The sequence below is a fragment of the Mycobacterium sp. 3519A genome, from assembly GCF_900240945.1.
GTDB lineage: Bacteria > Actinomycetota > Actinomycetes > Mycobacteriales > Mycobacteriaceae > Mycobacterium.
Map to the genome: position 1 here is coordinate 1,750,466 of NZ_OESG01000013.1, position 17,413 is coordinate 1,767,878.

Here is a 17,413-nt window from a genome sequence, read left to right on the forward strand (position 1 = left end):
CCGCGGCCATGAGCTCTGTCGTCGTTGACGCCGTCGAGCATCTGGTCCGCGGGATCGTCGACAATCCCGACGATGTCCGGGTCGACATGGTGACCAGTCGTCGCGGCCGCACCGTCGAGGTGCATGTGCATCCCGACGACCTCGGCAAGGTCATCGGCCGCGGTGGTCGCACCGCGACCGCGCTGCGCACGCTGGTCGCCGGGATCGGCGGCCGAGGCATCCGCGTCGACGTGGTGGACACCGACCAGTAAGGGTCGTATGGACCTGGTAGTCGGGCGGGTCGTCAAAGCGCACGGCGTCACCGGCGAAGTGGTCGTCGAGATTCGCACCGACGACCCCGATACCCGCTTCGCGCCTGGTTCGACGCTGCGCGGCAGGCCATCTCGCGGTGGTCGCGAAAGCCGGTACGTCATCGAGTCGGTCCGCGACCACGCCGGACGGCTGCTGGTGCGGCTGGCCGGGGTGACCGATCGCGATACCGCGGATTCCTTGCGGGGCACCGTATTTCTCGTCGACTCCGCCGACCTGCCGCCGATCGACGATCCCGACGAGTTCTACGACCACCAACTCGAAGGGCTGCACGTGGTGACCACCGCAGGCGTGGCCGTCGGCTCGGTGGCAGAGGTATTGCACACCGCGGCAGGCGAATTGCTGTCGGTGCGAAACGACGACGGTGAGGTGCTGGTGCCGTTCGTCAGCGCCATCGTGACGTCGGTGTCGCTGGCCGACCAGACGATCGTGATCGACCCGCCCGAGGGCCTGCTGGAGCTGGGCTGACATGCGAATTGACGTCGTCACGATCTTCCCGGGTTATCTGGATCCGCTGCGACAGTCGTTGCCCGGCAAGGCGATTGAGGCGGGCATCGTCGACGTCGCGGTACACGATCTGCGCCGGTGGACACACGACGTGCACAAGTCCGTCGACGACTCGCCGTACGGCGGCGGTCCAGGCATGGTGATGAAGGCACCGGTGTGGGGCGAGGCGCTGGACGAAATCTGTTCGGACGAAACGCTGTTGATCGTTCCGACCCCGGCGGGACGACTGTTCACACAGGCCGACGCGCACCGCTGGAGCACGGAGAAGCATCTGGTGTTCGCATGCGGCCGATACGAGGGCATCGACCAGCGGGTCATCGACGACGCGGCACGCCGGATGCGTGTCGAGGAGGTGTCGATCGGCGACTACGTGCTGCCTGGCGGTGAATCGGCCACGCTCGTGATGATCGAGGCGGTGGTGCGCCTGCTGCCCGACGTGCTCGGCAATCCCGCGTCGCACCAACAGGATTCGCATTCGAACGGGTTGCTGGAGGGGCCGAGCTACACCAGGCCGCCGAGTTGGCGCGGCCTTGACGTGCCCGAGGTGCTGCTGTCGGGTGACCACGCGAAGATCGCGGCGTGGCGCCACGAGCAGGGACTGCAGCGGACGCGGGAGCGCCGCCCCGACCTGCTGGACTAGATGTACTGACCACGGACGTTGGTGACGGCGTGGTGAGGTGACAAGACGAAGACCTCCGAGTGGAGTGCGAGCTGTCTAGGAACGCTCACCGATCTCGGAGGTCTTCGTGGTTCACCGTAATGCCCCTCTGTCCGAAACCGGTCGTCTGCGGCTGGCTCAATGCGTCGTCGATGACGGGTGGTCGCGTCGTCGCGCGGCTGAACGCTTCCAGGTGTCGGTGACCACCGTCTGTCGGTGGGTGGATCGCTATCTCGAGCTGGGCGAGGCCGGGATGGCCGACCGCAGCTCACGGCCGCATCACAGCCCCAATCGCACGCCGGTACGGACAGAGCGGCGCGTCATCGGGGTGCGTGTCACCCGACGGTGGGGGCCGGCCCGGATCGCCTACCTGCTGCGGTTGAACGTCTCCACGGTGCACAACGTGCTGCGCCGTTACGGCATTGCCAAACTGCGTTGGCTCGACCGCGCGACCGGGCGCGTGGTGCGGCGCATGGAATCGGCCGCATGTGGTGATCTCGTGCACGTCGATGTCAAGAAGCTGGGCAAGATCCCCGCCGGCGGCGGTTGGCGCATGCTGGGCCGGCAGGCAGGTAAGCACAACACGCAAGCCGATAAGAGTTCGGGACGGCGCAGTAAGTACCGCAATCCGGTGCGGGGCTACCACTTCCTGCACACGGCTCTGGACGCGCATTCGCGGCTGGCCTACTCCGAGATGCTGGCCGACGAACGCAAGGAGACCGCGTCCGAGTTCTGGGGACGCGCCAACGCATGGTTCATCGAGCAAGGAATCATTGTTCAAAAGGTGTTGACCGACAACGGATCCTGCTACCGGTCACACGCCTTCCGCAAGGCGCTGGGCGACGACATCGAGCATCGCCGCACACGGCCGTATCGGCCGCAGACCAACGGGAAGGTGGAGCGATTCCACCGGACCCTCGCCGATGAGTGGGCCTACGCCCGGTTGTACACCAGCGACGAACAGCGCTGCCAGGAGTACCCACGGTGGCTGCACAACTACAATCACCACCGCGGCCACACAGCACTCGGGGGTCAACCACCAGCCAGCCGTGTACCTAACCTCTCAGGTCAGTACAACTAGATCCGGCCGCCCGGGAACATCGTCTTGACGGCCTGGGTGATCGTGTTGCGCGCGGTGACGTCGTCGACGGGCTGCATCGAGGCGATGGCCATCACGTACCGACGGTCGGGTCCGACCACGCCGGTCGACCAGTGCACCCAATTGGCGCCGTTCCAACAGCAGAACCAGCCCTGCTTGACGGCCACCGGCTCGGCGAACAGCCCCTCGGGGATCCCGAACCGCTGCGGATAGATCCCGCCTGGCTGAGTGCCGTCCGGCGCAGTGGGCGTCGACGCTGCCAGGTTGGCCATGATGAGGTTGGCCCGCTCCGGGGGCAACCCGCCCTTACCGGACAGCAGCTTGTCGTAGTACTCGACGAGGTCGGCTGTCGTGCTCGTGGTGTTGAACCACCGCCCGTTGTACGGCGTCGAGGTCGACGCCAAGCCGTAGCGCGCGGTGACCCGCGAGACGATCGCGCTGCCGCCGCTGCGATTCCAGAAGACCTCGGCGGCGCTGTCGTCGGAAGACCGCAGCATCGCGTCGAACGCCTGCCGGTCGGCGGGGGAGAGCTGGGTCTGGCCCTGAGCCTCCTGCAGCAAGAGGTCGTCGGCGATGAACAGCTTGACCACCGACGCGATCGGCATCGCCTCGCCGTTGCCGTTGGACAGGATCTGCCCGGTGTTGCGGTCGAGAACGGTGATCGTGATGTCGGCGCCGGCCTTCGAGGCCTCGGCGGTGGCCTGCCGGATGCGGTCATCCAGGCCGGTGAACGTCGCGGCGGGCTCGTCGGGCGGCGACTCCGGCAGCGGCGCCCTGGTGCCCATCGGCGCGACGACCGTCAGTTGCGGCGGCGCGGACTCGGCGGAGTCGCCGTACACCTTTGCTTCACAACCAGCGATCAGGGGGACCGCAACGACGACAGCTGCGGTCGCCGTGACCAGTTTCGGCGGCCGCCCTCGCATGGTCCTCCTTGCCGATTTGTCACCCCCTGACGGTGGTCAAGCCTAGCCGCTGACCGTACTCAGCGTATGGTTAGTTGGCCTTGGCGTTTCGGGGGTCGGCCGTGACGATTTCAGGGATCGACGCCGATCTGGCACAATTGAGCAGTTGTCCGCGCAGGCCCAGTTTGCCCGCCGCGCGACGCCCCAGATAGGCCCGACAGACCGGCTCGGCGACGCGTCACCTCGTGACCCACTGTCCGCAGCCGCCAACAACAAGGAAGTGTCTCCGATGAACACGCTGGACTTCGTCGATCAGACGTCGCTGCGCGACGACATTCCGGACTTCGGCCCCGGCGACACCGTCAACGTGCACGTCAAGGTCATCGAGGGCTCCAAGGAACGCATCCAGGTGTTCAAGGGTGTCGTTCTTCGCCGCCAGGGCGGCGGCGTCCGCGAGACCTTCACCGTGCGCAAGGAAAGCTACGGCGTCGGCGTCGAGCGCACCTTCCCCGTGCATTCGCCCAACATCGACCACATCGATGTCGTCACCCGTGGTGACGTGCGCCGCGCCAAGCTGTACTACCTGCGCGAGCTGCGTGGCAAGAAGGCCAAGATCAAGGAGAAGCGCTGACTTCGCGCATCGGAGTCTGATCCTTGGAAAGCGACGAGCGCGGCGGTGAGCGCCGTGCTGGCTACCCTGATGCGGTGACCGACTCTACGGACCCTCAGGACTTGACTTCTGATCCTTCGCCCGAGACCGCCGAATCGGTCACCGACGAAACAACGGAAGAACCCAAGAAGCGCGGCGCGCTGCGCGAAGCGGCGATCCTGATCACCATCGCGGTGGTCCTCTACTACGTCATGCTGACGTTCGTCGCGCGGCCGTACCTGATTCCGTCCGAGTCGATGGAGCCCACGCTGCACGGCTGCACAGGCTGCACGGGCGACCGGATCATGGTCGACAAGGTCACCTACCGGTTCAGCACGCCGGAGCCCGGCGATGTGATCGTGTTCAAGGGCCCGCCGAACTGGAACATCGGCTACAAGTCGATCCGCTCCAAGAACACCGCGGTGCGCTGGGTGCAGAACGCGTTGTCGTTCGTCGGTTTTGTGCCGCCCGACGAGAACGATCTCGTCAAACGGGTCATCGCGGTGGGCGGGCAGACCGTGCAGTGCCGCGCCGACACCGGACTGACCGTCGACGGCAAGCGGCTCGACGAGCCGTACCTGGATCCGACGACGATGATGGCCGACCCCAAGCTGTATCCGTGTCTGGGTCCCGAATTCGGCCCGGTGCACGTGCCGGAGGGCAGGCTGTGGGTGATGGGTGACAACCGCACGCACTCGGCCGATTCGCGTGCGCATTGCGGCAATACGCCCGAAGCCGCCCAACAGGGCCTCATCTGCACGGGCGACCCGATGCCGGGCACCGTGCCGGTGGACAATGTCATTGGAAAGGCACGGTTCATCGCCTGGCCACCGTCGCGGTGGGGTGGAGTCCATGCGGTGAACCCGCAGACTCAGTAGCTCACTAGGGGGAACCTGCTCTTGCCGGCGACATGGCCTCCGCGAACGGTGATCCGGAAGTCCTCGGGCCTGCGCACCCTGGAGTCCGCGCTGTACCGTGGCGGGCTCGGCCCGGTGGCGGGTGTCGACGAGGTCGGCCGCGGCGCATGCGCGGGCCCGCTGGTGGTCGCCGCGTGTGTGCTGGGACCCAACCGGTTGGAGAGCCTATCGGCGCTCGACGACTCCAAGAAGCTCAACGAGAAGGAACGTGAGCGGCTTTTCCCGCTGATTAGCCGCTACGCGCTGGCGTATCACGTGGTGTTCATCCCGTCGGTCGAGGTCGACCGACGCGGAGTGCACGTCGCCAACATCGAGGGCATGCGCAGGGCGGTGGCGGGCCTGTCGGTGCGGCCCGGGTATGTGCTTTCCGACGGGTTCCGGGTACCCGGTCTGCCGATGCCGTCGCTGCCGGTGGTCGGTGGTGACGCGGCCGCGGCGTGCATCGCGGCGGCCAGCGTGTTGGCGAAGGTGAGCAGGGACCGGCTGATGGTGAAGATGGAATCAGAGCATCCCGGCTATGGATTCGCCGACCACAAGGGCTACAGCACCCCGGCCCACAGCGCCGCATTGGCCGAACTCGGACCGTGCAGCGAACACCGCTATTCGTTCATCAACGTGCGGCGGCTGGTGGCGGTCGAAGGCGAGCTGGTACCGGACGATGCGCTCGACTGGGAACCCGAGCAGCAGAGCCAACTGGGGTAGGGGAGAATGGACTCGATCGATATGAAGGACAGCTGAGCAGATGAGTGCCGAAGATCTCGAGAAATATGAAACCGAGATGGAGCTCTCGCTCTACCGCGAATACAAGGACATCGTCGGGCAGTTCAGCTACGTCGTTGAGACCGAGCGGCGGTTCTACCTGGCCAACAGCGTGGAGCTCGTGCCACGCAACTCCGACGGCGAGGTCTACTTCGAGCTCCGGCTGGCCGATGCCTGGGTGTGGGATATGTACCGGCCCGCCCGCTTCGTCAAGCAGGTGCGGGTGATCACGTTCAAGGACGTCAACATCGAAGAGGTCGAGAAGCCCGAACTGCGGCTGCCCGAATAGTCACCCGAATGCGCCGCTGGGGATGGTCAGCGGCAGGTCGACCGAGCTGAGCAGGCCGGGCCGGGCCGCCACCACGTACGGGATGGCGTTGACGACGCGCATCGCGGTCGCCACCATGGCGCCGGCCCCCGACGTCATGCTCTCGATGCCCGCGCTCCTGCGGTCGCGCACGGTGGCCGTCATCGTGCAGTCGATGTCGGGTTGGCCGGTGATCACCACCCGGTAGCCGAGGGCGCCCGGCAGGGTGGGCCAGTCCGGGGCGACGTCGGGTGCGAGCCGGGTGACGTGTTCGATGACGATCGCCTCGCGTCCGTCGACCACGCCGATCGCCTGCATGCGCAGTGCACCGCAGGTGCCCGCTTCGACGGTGCCCATCGACACCTGAAGCGTCCGATCCGTCACCGCGCGGTCCAACGTCTCGCGCACCTGAAGCACCTGCACGCCCAAGGCGTCTGCCACCATGCGGATCTGGCCCTGCCACTCGCCTGCGATGGCGCCGGGGAAGCCGATCCACGGCTGATAGTCGAGTGGGCGGCCGAATCCGAGTGCGTCGCTCATGATGTCGGGCACCCCGTAGTCGTCGTACAGGCCGATCTCGTACGCGTGGATCTTCTCGATCCGCGACGACTGGGTCGTCAGCACGAGTGGCAGGTAGTCGGCGGCGAATCCCGGTTCGATGCCCGACGCGTACAGCGACACCTGGCCGTCCGCGGCGGCCTGGGCGAGTTGGTCGCGCCATTCGGCGGGTTCGTAGGCGTGCGGATTCACCAACCGGGTGGTGCTGGTGGTGACCACGTTGATGCCTGCGCGCAACAGTTTGACGTAGTCGGGTATCGCGAGCGCGTCGCGTTCGGGTCCGCTGGCCGCATACACCACGCAGTCGGGTCGCAGCGCGATCAGCGCATCGGCGTCGGTGGTGACCGCGAGACCGATCGGCTCACCGTTGGCAAGCTCGCCTGCGTCCTTGCCGTTCTTTTCGGGGGAATGCACCCAGACGCCGACCAGATCGAGGTTCGGCCGTTGATGGATGGCGCGGATGGCGATCGATCCGATGCCGCCCGTGGCCCACACGACGACGCGATGGCGTTGCGCCATGGCTCCTCCTCCGAGCGCTGATAAAAGCAATCACTATTAAACCAGAACAAATTTTAGGTTAGAGTGCGCTTTGATGTTCACGCTGCGTTTCGACATGCGGCTGTCCCAGACTGCCGCGACCGAGCTCTACGCCGCCGCCGTCGACATGTGTGCGTGGGCCGAGACGCGAGGCGCGGTGATCGCGGTGCTGTCAGAGCATCACGCGACCGAGGACGGGCACCTGCCCGCACCGCATCTGATGGCTGCGGCTTTGGCGGCCCGCACAAGGCATCTGGCGATCCTGCTGGCCGCCGTGCCGATCACCTTCTGGGACCCGGTTCGACTCGCCGAGGAGATGGCCGTGCTGGACATCCTCAGCAACGGCCGCATCTCCTTCGCGTTCGGCATCGGCCACCGCCCCGAAGAGTACGAACACTTCGGCATCGAGATGCATCAGCGCGGCAAGCTCGCCGACGAATCCCTGGCACTGCTGCTGCGACTGCTGCGCGGCGACCCGGTCGACCACTGCGGCAGGCGAATTCACGTCGCGCCGGCACCAGTGACACCCGGCGGTCCCGCCATTCTGATCGCCGGAGGCAGCAGGGCGGCGGCGCGGCGGGCGGCGAGGTTCGGCCTCGGGTTCATCTCGCAGACGGATGCGCCGGGCCTTTCGGAGTACTACGAGTCGCAGTGCCGAACCTTCGGGAATGCGCCGGGGCCGGCCCAGTTCCCCGTCTCCGGCGCTCCCACAGTGGTTTTCGTCGCCGACGACGTGGACGCCGCGTGGCATGAGCTGGGCCCCTACCTTCTGCGTGACGCGGTGATGGCGGCGTCGTACCGGCCCGGCGACGACTCGGTGGCCAGCATCTCGCGTGCGGACAGCGTGTCGGCTCTGCGTGAGGCGCAGGGGCCGTACCGCATCTTCACCATCGACGAGGCGGCCGCCTACGTCCGCGGCGGCTGGCCGCTTCCGCTGCACCCGCTGTGCGGCGGTGTACCGCCCGAGGTGGCGTGGCCCTACCTCGAACGTGCGGTGATGGCGAGCGAGCGCGCGTGACGCCGCTGCGCACCGTGGTGTGGTCGACCGGTGGTGTCGGGTCGATCGCGGTGGACGCGATCCTGCGACGACCGGACCTCGACCTTGTCGGCGTCTGGGTGCATTCTGCCGACAAAATCGGCAGGGACGCAGGCGAACTGATCGGTGCTGCGCCGGTCGGCGTTACGGCCACCAACGACGCCGACCAACTCATCGCCTCCAAACCGGATTGCGTCGTGTATGCCGCCAGCGGACCGGAACGGGACGCCGCCGCAATACCCGACTACCTGAGGCTGCTGTCAGCCGGAATCAACGTGGTGTCAACGAGTTCCACCAGCCTGGTGTACCCGCCCGCGTTCTACTCGCCGGCCTGGCGTGACCAGTTGGACGAGGCCGCGCAGGCGGGAAACGCATCGTTCTACGCATCGGGTGTGTTCCCTGGCTTCGGATCGGATCAGTTGGCGCTGCTGCTGACCACCCAGTCCAAGTCGATCCGAACGCTCAAGGTGACCGAGGTGGCGCTGAACGACCACTATCCGGTGGCGGACGTGATGCGCAACGGCATGGGTTTCGGTCATCCGCTCGACTTCGAGCCGATGCTGCAGACCCCGGGCTTCATCGAAATGGCCTGGAGTGCACCGATCCATCTCATGGCCGCCGGGCTTTCAGTCCACGTCGACGAGGTGCGCGGGTCGCTGGACCGTCGTCTCACCGACAGGGACATCGAGGTGGCCTTCGGGACGATCGAAGCTGGGACGTGCGGTGCGGTGTGCACGCGCGCGGCTGGTGTGGTCAACGGCCGTGAGGCGATCGTCGTCGAACACATCATCAGGATGGCCCGCGACGTCGCACCCGACTGGCTGTCCTCGGAGTTCGATGCCACGTACCGGGTCGACATCGAGGGGGATCCCGACATTCACTGCTCGATGAACCTCGGCGAGGCCGAGGGCCACGGGGCGGGCCGTGCTGCGATGGCCGCCACCGCGATGCGCGTCGTCAACGCGATCCCCTACGTGGTCGAGGCACCCGCGGGGCTGCTCAGCAGCCTCGACATGCCGAACACGTTGCCCCGCTACGCATTCGACTGAGCCAGGAGGAGCGAATGTATTCGATCAGGTTCGCGTGGCCGTATCGGAAACGCGTCGGTGCGGTCGTCCTTCCCGCAGCCGCGACGAAAGGGAACTGATGTGACGGATACCAACGCGGTCGAGGTATATTACGACCCTTTCGATTTCGACATCGACGACAACCCGCATCCGACGTGGAAGCGGATGCGCGACGAAGCCCCGCTGTATCACAACGAGAAGTTCAACTTCTATGCCATGAGCCGCTATGAGGACGTTGCCCGCGAACTTCCGAACTTCCATACCTACCGCTCGGGCCGCGGCACCACCATCGACGTGATCATGAGCGGCATCGAGGTGCCGCCGGGGGTGATCCTGTTCGAGGACCCGCCGTTGCATGACCTGCACAGGCGTCTGCTCTCGAGGGTTTTCACACCGCGCCGGATGGAGGCGATCGAACCGCTGGTGCGCCAGTACTGCGTCCGTGCGCTGGACCCGCTGATCGGTTCGGGCCGATTTGATTTCATCGAGGATCTCGGTGCGCAGATCCCGATGCGCACCATCGGTTATCTGCTCGGCATTCCCGAGAGCGATCAGGAGCAGATTCGGGACTCAACCGGTCGGGCGCTCGGGCTGAAGGACGGAACGTTTCGGACGGTCGCCGCGGAGGCGTTCGAGAACAGCTATCAACTGTTCGCCGAGTACATCGACTGGCGTGCCGACCACCCGTCGGACGACCTGATGACGCAATTGCTGAACGCCGAGATCGAAGACGACGGCACACTTCGGCCGTTGACCCGCACCGAGGTGCTCACCTACACCAGCATGATCGCCGGCGCGGGCAACGAGACGACCACGCGGCTGATCGGCTTCATCGGCCAACTGCTGGCCGAACACCCCGACCAACGCCGCCAACTGATCGACGACTTCGCGTTGATACCCCGGGCCATCGAGGAGGTGCTGCGCTACGAGGCGCCCTCGCCTGTGCAGGCCCGCTACGTCGCCCACGACACGCAATGCCGCGGCGAAACCATCCCAGAAGGCTCGGTCATGTTGTTGCTCAACGGATCTGCCAACCGGGACGAGCGACACTTCCCGGACGCCGACCGCTTCGACATCCACCGCGTCGGTGCGCACCTGTCGTTCGGGCAGGGCCTGCACTTCTGCCTGGGATCGGCGCTGGCACGGATGCAGGCGCGGGTGGCGACGGAGGAGATCCTCACCCGCTGGCCGGAATGGCAGGTCGACTACGACAACGCGGCGATGGCGCACACGTCGAGTGTGCGTGGCTGGGGAAAGCTACCCGTCACGATCGGATAGTCATCTGCCGCGGTCGACAACGCCACGCAGAGAGGTGTCGCGGACGTGAATCAACGACGCCCGCGTGCCGAGTTCGTGCAGGATGTTTTCCGGGATCCATCCGACGCCGATGACCGACCGCGACAGCATTTCGTTCGACGGGCTGTCGATGGTGATCTCACCCGCTTTGATGCCCTGAGCCAGCAGGGATTTCATCTGCTTGACCCGTTTGGAGAACAGCCAGCCGATGTTCGGGGTGTTCGGCGGCGACTGCCGCATCCACGCCAGCTGGATACGGAATTCGTCACCGAATCGAGCCAACACGTTGGTGTTCACCCAGGACAGCGCGTCCAACTTCTCGATCGCCGATGAATCGGAGCGCAACACATTCGTCCAGCCAAGTGCCACCTTCTCGCCGAAGGACTGCATGATCGAGGCGAGCAGTTCCTCCTTCGAACCGATGAGTCGGTAGACGGTGCCGGTGCCCAACCCCGCCGCGGCGGCGATGTCGCGAATCGTCGTGACCTCGTAGCCCTTACGACCGAACTCCGCGCGAGCCACCGCGCGGATGTGCGCGCCCTTGTCGTCGGCGTCGTCGTCGGTGTCGTGCCAGGACTGCACCACTTCGTCGGCGGCCACGAACGCCTTCGAGGAGTCGAGTTGTTCGTCGGTCGGTGGGACGGTGGCCAGGCCCTCCAGCAGGATTCGGCACAGCAGCGCGGCGGCCTTCGGCGCGCTGGCGTTGTAGCGGATCACGTCGAGGCCGACCTGCAGCATGGTCTGGACGATTCGATCCGCCAGCACCGGCAGTTCGACGTCGGGCCGCAGATAGCCGCTCCACCTGGCGGCGCGCAGCGTCTGCACCATCGCCTGTAACACGGCGGTGGGCCGTTGCTGGGCGAGTGCCGTCAGTTCCGGGTTGGATCGGGGGCCTTCGTAGAAGGTCATCTGCATGGCGGCGCCGTGTGTCACCGCGCACTGAGCGATCGCCGAACCGAGGTCGACGATGCGGTCGAAGGCGGACAGCGAGGTCGGGTCGTCCAACCTGCTCTGCGCCTGCTCGGCGATCCGGTCGAGGTCGGCGTGGTAGCGCCGGAGCAACTCGACGAGGATGGCCTCCTTGGATTCGAAGTGGTGATAGAGGCTGCCCGGCAGGATGCCTGCCGCGTCCGCGATCTCCTGCAGTGACGTGCGCAGCCCGGAACTGGCGATCAACGAGGCTGCGGTTTGGAGGATTTCGGTGCGCCGGGTGCCGTCATCGTACGAGTGCCCGGCGTGGGCCGCGAGGTCAGCTTTCGGCGTCATGCGACGGCGCCCCACAGCACCCTCAAGCCCCGGCTCCCGTCCATCGGTTTGGTCGAACCGACCCAATGTTTGGTTAAACGCTACCAGAACGGGCCATGCTGGCAGCCCCTCCGAGTTGCCGTATGCGCCGGTAGATGGCCTGCGCACGCGAGTCATGGACCGACGGCCGCCCGTTCTGCCATACGTCGTTCACGGCGTGCCGCCTTCCCAGGTGTCGAAGGCGACGACTTCCTCGATGGGCCGACGGGCGGCGGGTGTGAAAGTCACGCCGGGCCGCAACCGGCCTACGGGAAGTAGACAGCCTTGAACGTACGTCTCGGGGATGTGGAGCATGTCTCGGACGGTCTTCTCGTGCGTCAGGTGCAGTGTCGTCACACAGGTTCCGTATCCGCGGGAGTGGAGGGCCAGCGCGAAGTTCCACACCGCCGGGAATATCGATCCGTACACCGTGGCCTGGAAAAACGACTCGTCACCGTCGACACGTGGCAGATAGGGCTCGTAGCAGGGGATCACCAGCACAGGCACGTTCGCCATGTTTTCCACCAGCCATTCGGTGGACGACATGATTTTGGCGCCGGGCATATCCGGGGGGATCTGGTCGGCGATCAGGGAGCCGCCAACCCGCTGCAGGTAGGCGTCGCGGTAGAGCGCAGCGAGTTCTGCGCGACGCGACTCATCGGTGATTACCAGCCACCGCCAGCTCTGTTGGTTGGAACCGTTGGCCGCCTGCATCCCGATCCGCAGGCACTCCATGAGGTCCCCGCGGTCCACCGCGGCGTCAAGGTCGAGGCTCTTGCGTGCCGACCGTGTCGAGGTCAGGAGTTGGTCGATGTTCACGCGAGGATCCCAAGGCGCTCGGTGACGGAGAAAACCTCTTCGTAGATGGAGCCGGGAACGGTGAACGGTTGCGTCGCAGAGATTTCACGCATGTGCGTCGCGATGTCGTCCGGGGTGGGGACGTCGTGGGAGTCCGCCAGCCAGCCATGGCCCAAACCGACGAACACCCGCGCGAACCGGCCTGCGCACGCCGAGAAGTTCTGGTGGCTTGAGTGACAGGCGCTGCTGGCCAGATACACCACAAGAGGCGCGACCAGTTCGGGTCGGATCGCCTTGAAGAATCCGTTTTCCTCGAGCACTTTAGGGTCGCCGAGCGTCTCGGTCACCATTCGGGAGATGCCGAACGGCAGCACTGTGTTGGCGAGAATTCCGTGCGGTTCACCTTCGAGTGCGATCACGTTCGTCATCCCCACCAGGCCGGCCTTCGCCGCGGCGTAATGCGCCTCGAGGTGTTGCCCGAACATGCCTGCCGACGAGGCGATGAACACGAAGCGGCCGTAGCCCTGCGCCTTCATCGTCCGGTACGCGGGTTGCGATAGATAGAAGCCGCCGTCCAGATGCACCCGCAGCATCCGGCGCCAATCGTCCGCGGACAGTTCGTCGAACGGCACGCTCGTGAAGATGCCGGCGTTGCTCACCACGGCGTCGAGGCGGCCGAACGCATCGAGTGCGGTCTGCACGATGGCCTGCCCGCCCGCCGCGCTGTCGACCGAGTCGTGCGAAGCCACCGCGGTGCCCCCCGCGGCGGTGATCTCGTCGACGACCAGTTGGGCGACGCCCGCGTCGGCACCGTCGCCTGCCATTGAGCCACCGAGGTCGTTGACCACGACAGAGGCACCGCGCCTTGCCAACTCGAGCGCGTATTCGCGGCCGAGTCCGCGGCCTGCGCCCGTGACGACAGCAACCTGCCCGGTGAAGTCGATCATGTCCCCTCCAATGATTGACGGGCGGTGGTGCCGGACTCTACGTTGGAACAGATATTTGGTCAACGATGAAGGAGGCCGGTGCAGGGCCTGGGCACGGTCGACGAGGATGACGGCCCGCAGCGGCTGGCGATGCTGGCGTCTGCGCTGGCAGGCCGCACCGTCGTCGTGGCGCCTGCCGCGCCGGGCGAACCGGCGTGGACCGACGGCGTCACGGTGTTCGTCGACGCGGCGGCGGATGCCCGGGCGCAACTCGAGTCGGTGACTGTGCAGGCGTCCCTGCTCGCGAGCGGGGGACTGGACTCTGATGTGGTGCGCAGACTGGTCAGGCATCGGGCCCTGACCCGGCGGTACCTCGCGGTCGAGGGTCAACGCGCACTAGCGGTGAACGACGACCTGCTGCCGTATTCCGTCCGAACGATGATCGATTTCGACCTCGCGCTGCGGGCCGATTCACCCGCCGGATCGCTGGAACTCGCCCGCGGGAAGAACATCGCCGATCCGCCCGCGAGCTTCGGCGTCATCAAGCCCCGCAATCTGCTTGGCGCGCATGCCGGCGTCGCGCAAGCAGACGGTGGTGCCATACATCAAGCGCGCCGCAACCCGACAAAAGATCTCGCCGACCTCGACGACGAATCCGACGACGCGGACGACGACTACCAGGATCCATTCTCCAGTCCGGTCGGCGGCGGTGGCGCGATCGGAAAACTGTTGCAAGGCATGTTGAACCGGGTCAGACAGCTGAACGGCAGCGGCCCTCCCGGCGCCGACACGCCAACGCATCGTTCGCACAACGGCATTCGTGGCGCTGGAATCGTGACCTCGACCTCGAGGCTGACGGAAGCCGACGACACCGGCGACAGCGAGGCCGACGGCAGGAAGTATCCCGAGTGGGACGTACACCGCAGGCGCTACAAGCGCGACTGGTGCACGGTCAACGAGGTCGATGCTCCGGTCGACGGACATCCGTTGGCGCACCCCGATGTCCACGCGCTGCGCCGTCCGCTGACCCGTCTCGGGATCGGGTTGGATCGCTGTCACCGCCAGGCGCAGGGTGACGATATCGACGTCGATGCGGCGGTCGAGGCACGGGTCGAGTTGCTGGCCGGATCGGCCCCCGACGAAGCCGTCTACGTCGACAGCCTGCGACGCCGACGCGACCTTGCGGTGCTCGTGCTGCTCGACGTGTCCGGATCATCCTCCGAGGCAGGAACTTTCGGTCAAACAGTGCACGAACAGCAGCGAGAAGCCGCTGCTGCCCTGACGGTCGCGCTGCACGAACTCGGCGATCGCGTCGCGCTGTACGCCTATCAGTCACAGGGCCGGGATGCGGTGCACATGCTGCCGGTGAAGCGGTTCGACGACAACATCAACGCACTCGTGATGCAACGCCTCGGCAGCCTCGTGCCAGGCTCGTACTCCCGGCTTGGCGCCGCGATCCGTCATGGCACCGCGATCATCACCGAAAAGGCGGGCACCTCGCGCCGGCTGCTGGTGGTGCTGTCCGACGGGTTGGCCTACGACCACGGATACGAACGTGACTACGGCGCCGCCGACGCGCGACGCGCGCTTGGCGAGGCCCGTCGCCGCGGAATCGGTTGCCTGTGCCTCACGATCGGCGCGGCCACCGACAGCGGCGAGTTGGGCAAGGTGTTCGGCAGCGCCGCGCACGCGTCGATACCGAAGCCGCGGCAACTGGCCGACGTCATCGGGCCGCTGTTCCGCGCCGCGCTGCGCAGCGCGGACCTGCGACGCAGGGTGTTATGAGACGGTCAGTCTTGAACCAAACATCTGTTCCGCGTTACTGTGCTGGGAAGCGAATCCACGGAGAGGATGCGATGCCGGTGAAGCCGCCGCGCCCGTATTACGTGCCAGTTGGCAACGAGGAGCAGGTCTTCAAGGCCGCGTACCGGCAGGGGTTGTCCATCGCGCTGAAGGGTCCGACCGGCTGTGGGAAGACGCGGTTCGTCGAGGCGATGGCGCACGATCTGGACCGCCCGCTTGTCACCGTCTCCTGTCACGACGATCTGACCACCGCCGACCTCGTCGGGCGCTTCCTGTTGCGTGGCGGCGACACCGAATGGGTCGACGGTCCGCTGACGCGTGCCGTGCGCGACGGTGCGATCTGCTACCTCGACGAGGTGGTGGAAGCCCGTCAGGACACCACGGTGGTGCTGCATCCACTGTCCGACCACCGACGGCAACTGCCGATCGAGCGGTTGGGGGAGACGCTCGAGGCGGCACCCGGCTTCTGCCTCGTGGTGTCGTACAACCCCGGCTATCAGAGCGTGCTCAAGGACCTCAAGGACTCGACTCGGCAACGGATGGTCGCCATCGAATTCGGTTTCCCCACACCGGATGTCGAGGAGAAGATCCTCGTCAACGAGGCGGGTATCGGACATGAGCGGGCCGCCGAACTGGTCCGGCTCGGACAGGCCATCCGTCGGCTTCAAACCGGTGGCCTGCGTGAAGTGGCCTCGACGCGTGTGCTGATCGCCGCGGGCCAACTGATCGCCGAGGGGTTGAGCCCGCGCGACGCCGCCCGTGCGGCCATCGCAGGCCCGCTCACCGACGACGCAGGCGTCACACGTGGACTTCTCGAAATGATCGACGCCTACCTGTCCGCCGACTCACCCACCGACTGACGCAGCCCACCCACGGAGGCCGGATGTCCTACGAGAGCACAGCCGAACCGATCAAGGTCGGATACCTGATGGATTTCACACTGCCACCGGGTTTCCCGGAGGAACTGTCGGCGTCCTTCACCCAGACCTTCGACCTGGTCTTCGAGGAGGCGCACTCCGAGGGTCTGATGGACCGCCCTGTGCAGATGATCTACCGCGAAGTGGAAGGCCTGCCCAAGGGTTCGGTCAAGGCGGTGATCGACGCGTACGGCGAACTCGTCGACGAGGGCTGCCTGGTCGTCTTCGGTCCCAACATCACCGACAACTGTGTCGCGGTGCGCGAAGCCATCGAAGAACGTTTCAAGGTGCCCGCCATCAGCGTCACCGGCACCGACGACTGGCTGGGCGAATGGACGTTCGCCTTCCCGCAGGGCTCGATGACCGACGAGCCGATCTTCCTGGCGGATCTGGTGGCCAAGCGCGGGCTCAACGAGATCGGCGCGCTGGTCGAACAGAATCTGATCGGCGAAAGCTACCTGAGGAACCTGCGAAGTGCGTGTGCGCGCAAGGGTATTCGGATCGTCGCCGAGGCCGCCATTGCGCAGACGGCGCAGGACATCAGCGAGGCCGTGAGCACACTGCACGAGGCCAAGGCGCAGGCGATCGTGCACCTGGGCTTCGGCTTCGGCATCGTGTTCATCAACCCGGCCCTGGAGGCCGTCGGTTGGGATCCGCCGCGGTTCACCACCACCGCCTTCCAGAACGCATGGGTGAACCCGATCATGTGGAACGCGTTTCTCGGCTGGATCGGAGTCGACCAGTACGACGAGAACAACCCGGTTGGCCAGGCCTGGCTGGACCGGTATGCGAAGCGGTACAACGGCAGTCGGCCCGAATACTGCGTGTCCGTCGTTAACCACGACGTCGCCGCCACGCTGGTGCGGGCCTTCACCGACGCACATCCGCTCAGCCCGCGCGGCGTCAAGGAGGCGCTGGAGCGGGTCAAGATGATGCCCGCCGCATCGGGGGCGCCGGGAACCCGTGTGTCGCTGGGTAAGTGGACCCGGCGGGCGTGGATGGGATCCGGCTACCTGGTGGCGAGGACGCTCGACCCGGACGGCATCAATTCCCACTTGGTCGACCGCTTCGGGGAGGACTGAGA

General features: G+C 66.1%; 19 protein-coding genes. 14 read left to right on the forward strand and 5 right to left on the reverse strand.

The genetic code is table 11. From position 1 onward, the window contains the following. The first annotated feature begins 8 nt into the window (after positions 1 to 8). From C1A30_RS16345 to C1A30_RS16360, 4 genes are all read left to right on the forward strand, one after another. Complete coding sequence (locus tag C1A30_RS16345) at positions 9 to 251, forward strand: RNA-binding protein (protein WP_003881089.1); 243 nt, start codon at positions 9 to 11, stop codon at positions 249 to 251. A 7-nt stretch (positions 252 to 258) separates the two neighbouring features. Then, a complete protein-coding gene (rimM, locus tag C1A30_RS16350; protein WP_101949260.1) occupies positions 259 to 777 on the forward strand; it encodes a ribosome maturation factor RimM in 519 nt (172 codons plus the stop codon). A gap of 1 nt (position 778) precedes the next feature. Then, positions 779 to 1,456, forward strand: a complete 678-nt coding sequence (gene trmD / locus C1A30_RS16355) for a tRNA (guanosine(37)-N1)-methyltransferase TrmD (RefSeq protein WP_101949261.1) — start codon at positions 779 to 781, stop codon at positions 1,454 to 1,456. A gap of 106 nt (positions 1,457 to 1,562) precedes the next feature. Continuing rightward, on the forward strand, positions 1,563 to 2,555 hold the full coding sequence (locus tag C1A30_RS16360; protein ID WP_101949262.1) for an IS481 family transposase: 993 nt from the start codon (positions 1,563 to 1,565) through the stop codon (positions 2,553 to 2,555). On the opposite strand, the gene C1A30_RS16365 is transcribed toward C1A30_RS16360, so the two are convergent. Then, a complete protein-coding gene (locus C1A30_RS16365; protein WP_101949263.1) occupies positions 2,552 to 3,496 on the reverse strand; it encodes a hypothetical protein in 945 nt (314 codons plus the stop codon). The genes C1A30_RS16360 and C1A30_RS16365 overlap by 4 nt on opposite strands. A 268-nt stretch (positions 3,497 to 3,764) precedes the next feature. Between C1A30_RS16365 and rplS the strand changes: the two genes are divergently transcribed. The 4 genes from rplS to C1A30_RS16385 all read left to right on the forward strand — a co-directional run bounded on the left by rplS (position 3,765) and on the right by C1A30_RS16385 (position 6,089). Then, the gene (gene rplS, locus C1A30_RS16370; protein ID WP_064351209.1) at positions 3,765 to 4,106 is read left to right on the forward strand and encodes a 50S ribosomal protein L19; all 342 of its coding nucleotides are present in this window, start codon (positions 3,765 to 3,767) and stop codon (positions 4,104 to 4,106) included. A gap of 101 nt (positions 4,107 to 4,207) precedes the next feature. Next, positions 4,208 to 5,002 (forward strand): signal peptidase I, encoded by a 795-nt coding sequence (gene lepB / locus C1A30_RS16375; RefSeq protein WP_235010085.1) that lies wholly within the window; start codon positions 4,208 to 4,210, stop codon positions 5,000 to 5,002. A gap of 21 nt (positions 5,003 to 5,023) precedes the next feature. Beyond that, a complete protein-coding gene (locus C1A30_RS16380; protein WP_101949264.1) occupies positions 5,024 to 5,743 on the forward strand; it encodes a ribonuclease HII in 720 nt (239 codons plus the stop codon). A gap of 40 nt (positions 5,744 to 5,783) precedes the next feature. Further along, the gene (locus C1A30_RS16385; protein WP_064398671.1) at positions 5,784 to 6,089 is read left to right on the forward strand and encodes a DUF2469 domain-containing protein; all 306 of its coding nucleotides are present in this window, start codon (positions 5,784 to 5,786) and stop codon (positions 6,087 to 6,089) included. Here C1A30_RS16385 and C1A30_RS16390 read toward each other — a convergent pair whose 3' ends face one another. Beyond that, positions 6,090 to 7,184, reverse strand: a complete 1,095-nt coding sequence (locus C1A30_RS16390; protein ID WP_101949265.1) for a dihydrodipicolinate reductase — start codon at positions 7,182 to 7,184, stop codon at positions 6,090 to 6,092. A 73-nt stretch (positions 7,185 to 7,257) separates the two neighbouring features. Here C1A30_RS16390 and C1A30_RS16395 point away from each other — a divergent pair, with 73 nt between their 5' ends. From C1A30_RS16395 to C1A30_RS16405, 3 genes are all read left to right on the forward strand, one after another. Further along, entirely contained in the window at positions 7,258 to 8,220 is a 963-nt protein-coding gene (locus C1A30_RS16395; protein ID WP_101949266.1) for an LLM class flavin-dependent oxidoreductase, read from the forward strand. Beyond that, positions 8,217 to 9,287, forward strand: coding sequence for a dihydrodipicolinate reductase (locus tag C1A30_RS16400; RefSeq protein WP_101949267.1), 1,071 nt, complete (start codon positions 8,217 to 8,219; stop codon positions 9,285 to 9,287). Before C1A30_RS16395 ends, C1A30_RS16400 begins: the two co-directional genes overlap by 4 nt. A gap of 99 nt (positions 9,288 to 9,386) precedes the next feature. Continuing rightward, positions 9,387 to 10,583, forward strand: a complete 1,197-nt coding sequence (locus C1A30_RS16405; RefSeq protein ID WP_101949268.1) for a cytochrome P450 — start codon at positions 9,387 to 9,389, stop codon at positions 10,581 to 10,583. Here C1A30_RS16405 and C1A30_RS16410 read toward each other — a convergent pair whose 3' ends face one another. The 3 genes from C1A30_RS16410 to C1A30_RS16420 all read right to left on the reverse strand — a co-directional run bounded on the left by C1A30_RS16410 (position 10,584) and on the right by C1A30_RS16420 (position 13,630). Then, positions 10,584 to 11,867, reverse strand: coding sequence for a TetR/AcrR family transcriptional regulator (locus C1A30_RS16410; RefSeq protein WP_101949269.1), 1,284 nt, complete (start codon positions 11,865 to 11,867; stop codon positions 10,584 to 10,586). A 189-nt stretch (positions 11,868 to 12,056) separates the two neighbouring features. Continuing rightward, complete coding sequence (locus tag C1A30_RS16415; RefSeq protein WP_101949270.1) at positions 12,057 to 12,704, reverse strand: nitroreductase family protein; 648 nt, start codon at positions 12,702 to 12,704, stop codon at positions 12,057 to 12,059. Continuing rightward, positions 12,701 to 13,630 carry an SDR family NAD(P)-dependent oxidoreductase gene (locus C1A30_RS16420; RefSeq protein WP_101949271.1) on the reverse strand — a complete coding sequence of 310 codons (930 nt, stop codon included), beginning with the start codon at positions 13,628 to 13,630 and terminating at the stop codon, positions 12,701 to 12,703. Before C1A30_RS16420 ends, C1A30_RS16415 begins: the two co-directional genes overlap by 4 nt. A 129-nt stretch (positions 13,631 to 13,759) precedes the next feature. On the opposite strand from C1A30_RS16420, the gene C1A30_RS16425 reads away from it, so the two are divergent. From C1A30_RS16425 to C1A30_RS16435, 3 genes are all read left to right on the forward strand, one after another. Further along, on the forward strand, positions 13,760 to 15,394 hold the full coding sequence (locus tag C1A30_RS16425) for a nitric oxide reductase activation protein NorD (RefSeq protein ID WP_101950254.1): 1,635 nt from the start codon (positions 13,760 to 13,762) through the stop codon (positions 15,392 to 15,394). Between the two features lie 71 nt (positions 15,395 to 15,465). After that, positions 15,466 to 16,272 carry a CbbQ/NirQ/NorQ/GpvN family protein gene (locus C1A30_RS16430; protein ID WP_101949272.1) on the forward strand — a complete coding sequence of 269 codons (807 nt, stop codon included), beginning with the start codon at positions 15,466 to 15,468 and terminating at the stop codon, positions 16,270 to 16,272. A gap of 23 nt (positions 16,273 to 16,295) precedes the next feature. Next, entirely contained in the window at positions 16,296 to 17,411 is a 1,116-nt protein-coding gene (locus C1A30_RS16435) for an ABC transporter substrate-binding protein (protein WP_101949273.1), read from the forward strand. Positions 17,412 to 17,413: the final 2 nt, after the last annotated feature.

Excerpts from the sequence above, each read along its gene's own strand:
- C1A30_RS16345 (WP_003881089.1), top strand. The coding sequence starts at position 9 with ATGAGCTCTGTCGTCGTTGACGCCGTCGAGCATCTGGTCCGCGGGATC.
- C1A30_RS16425 (WP_101950254.1), top strand. The coding sequence starts at position 13,760 with ATGCTGGCGTCTGCGCTGGCAGGCCGCACCGTCGTCGTGGCGCCTGCC.
- C1A30_RS16390 (WP_101949265.1), bottom strand. The coding sequence starts at position 7,184 with ATGGCGCAACGCCATCGCGTCGTCGTGTGGGCCACGGGCGGCATCGGA.
- C1A30_RS16410 (WP_101949269.1), bottom strand. The coding sequence starts at position 11,867 with ATGACGCCGAAAGCTGACCTCGCGGCCCACGCCGGGCACTCGTACGAT.
- rplS (WP_064351209.1), top strand. The coding sequence starts at position 3,765 with ATGAACACGCTGGACTTCGTCGATCAGACGTCGCTGCGCGACGACATT.
- C1A30_RS16420 (WP_101949271.1), bottom strand. The coding sequence starts at position 13,630 with ATGATCGACTTCACCGGGCAGGTTGCTGTCGTCACGGGCGCAGGCCGC.
- C1A30_RS16385 (WP_064398671.1), top strand. The coding sequence starts at position 5,784 with ATGAGTGCCGAAGATCTCGAGAAATATGAAACCGAGATGGAGCTCTCG.
- trmD (WP_101949261.1), top strand. The coding sequence starts at position 779 with ATGCGAATTGACGTCGTCACGATCTTCCCGGGTTATCTGGATCCGCTG.
- C1A30_RS16435 (WP_101949273.1), top strand. The coding sequence starts at position 16,296 with ATGTCCTACGAGAGCACAGCCGAACCGATCAAGGTCGGATACCTGATG.
- C1A30_RS16395 (WP_101949266.1), top strand. The coding sequence starts at position 7,258 with ATGTTCACGCTGCGTTTCGACATGCGGCTGTCCCAGACTGCCGCGACC.
- C1A30_RS16365 (WP_101949263.1), bottom strand. The coding sequence starts at position 3,496 with ATGCGAGGGCGGCCGCCGAAACTGGTCACGGCGACCGCAGCTGTCGTC.
- C1A30_RS16430 (WP_101949272.1), top strand. The coding sequence starts at position 15,466 with ATGCCGGTGAAGCCGCCGCGCCCGTATTACGTGCCAGTTGGCAACGAG.
- rimM (WP_101949260.1), top strand. The coding sequence starts at position 259 with ATGGACCTGGTAGTCGGGCGGGTCGTCAAAGCGCACGGCGTCACCGGC.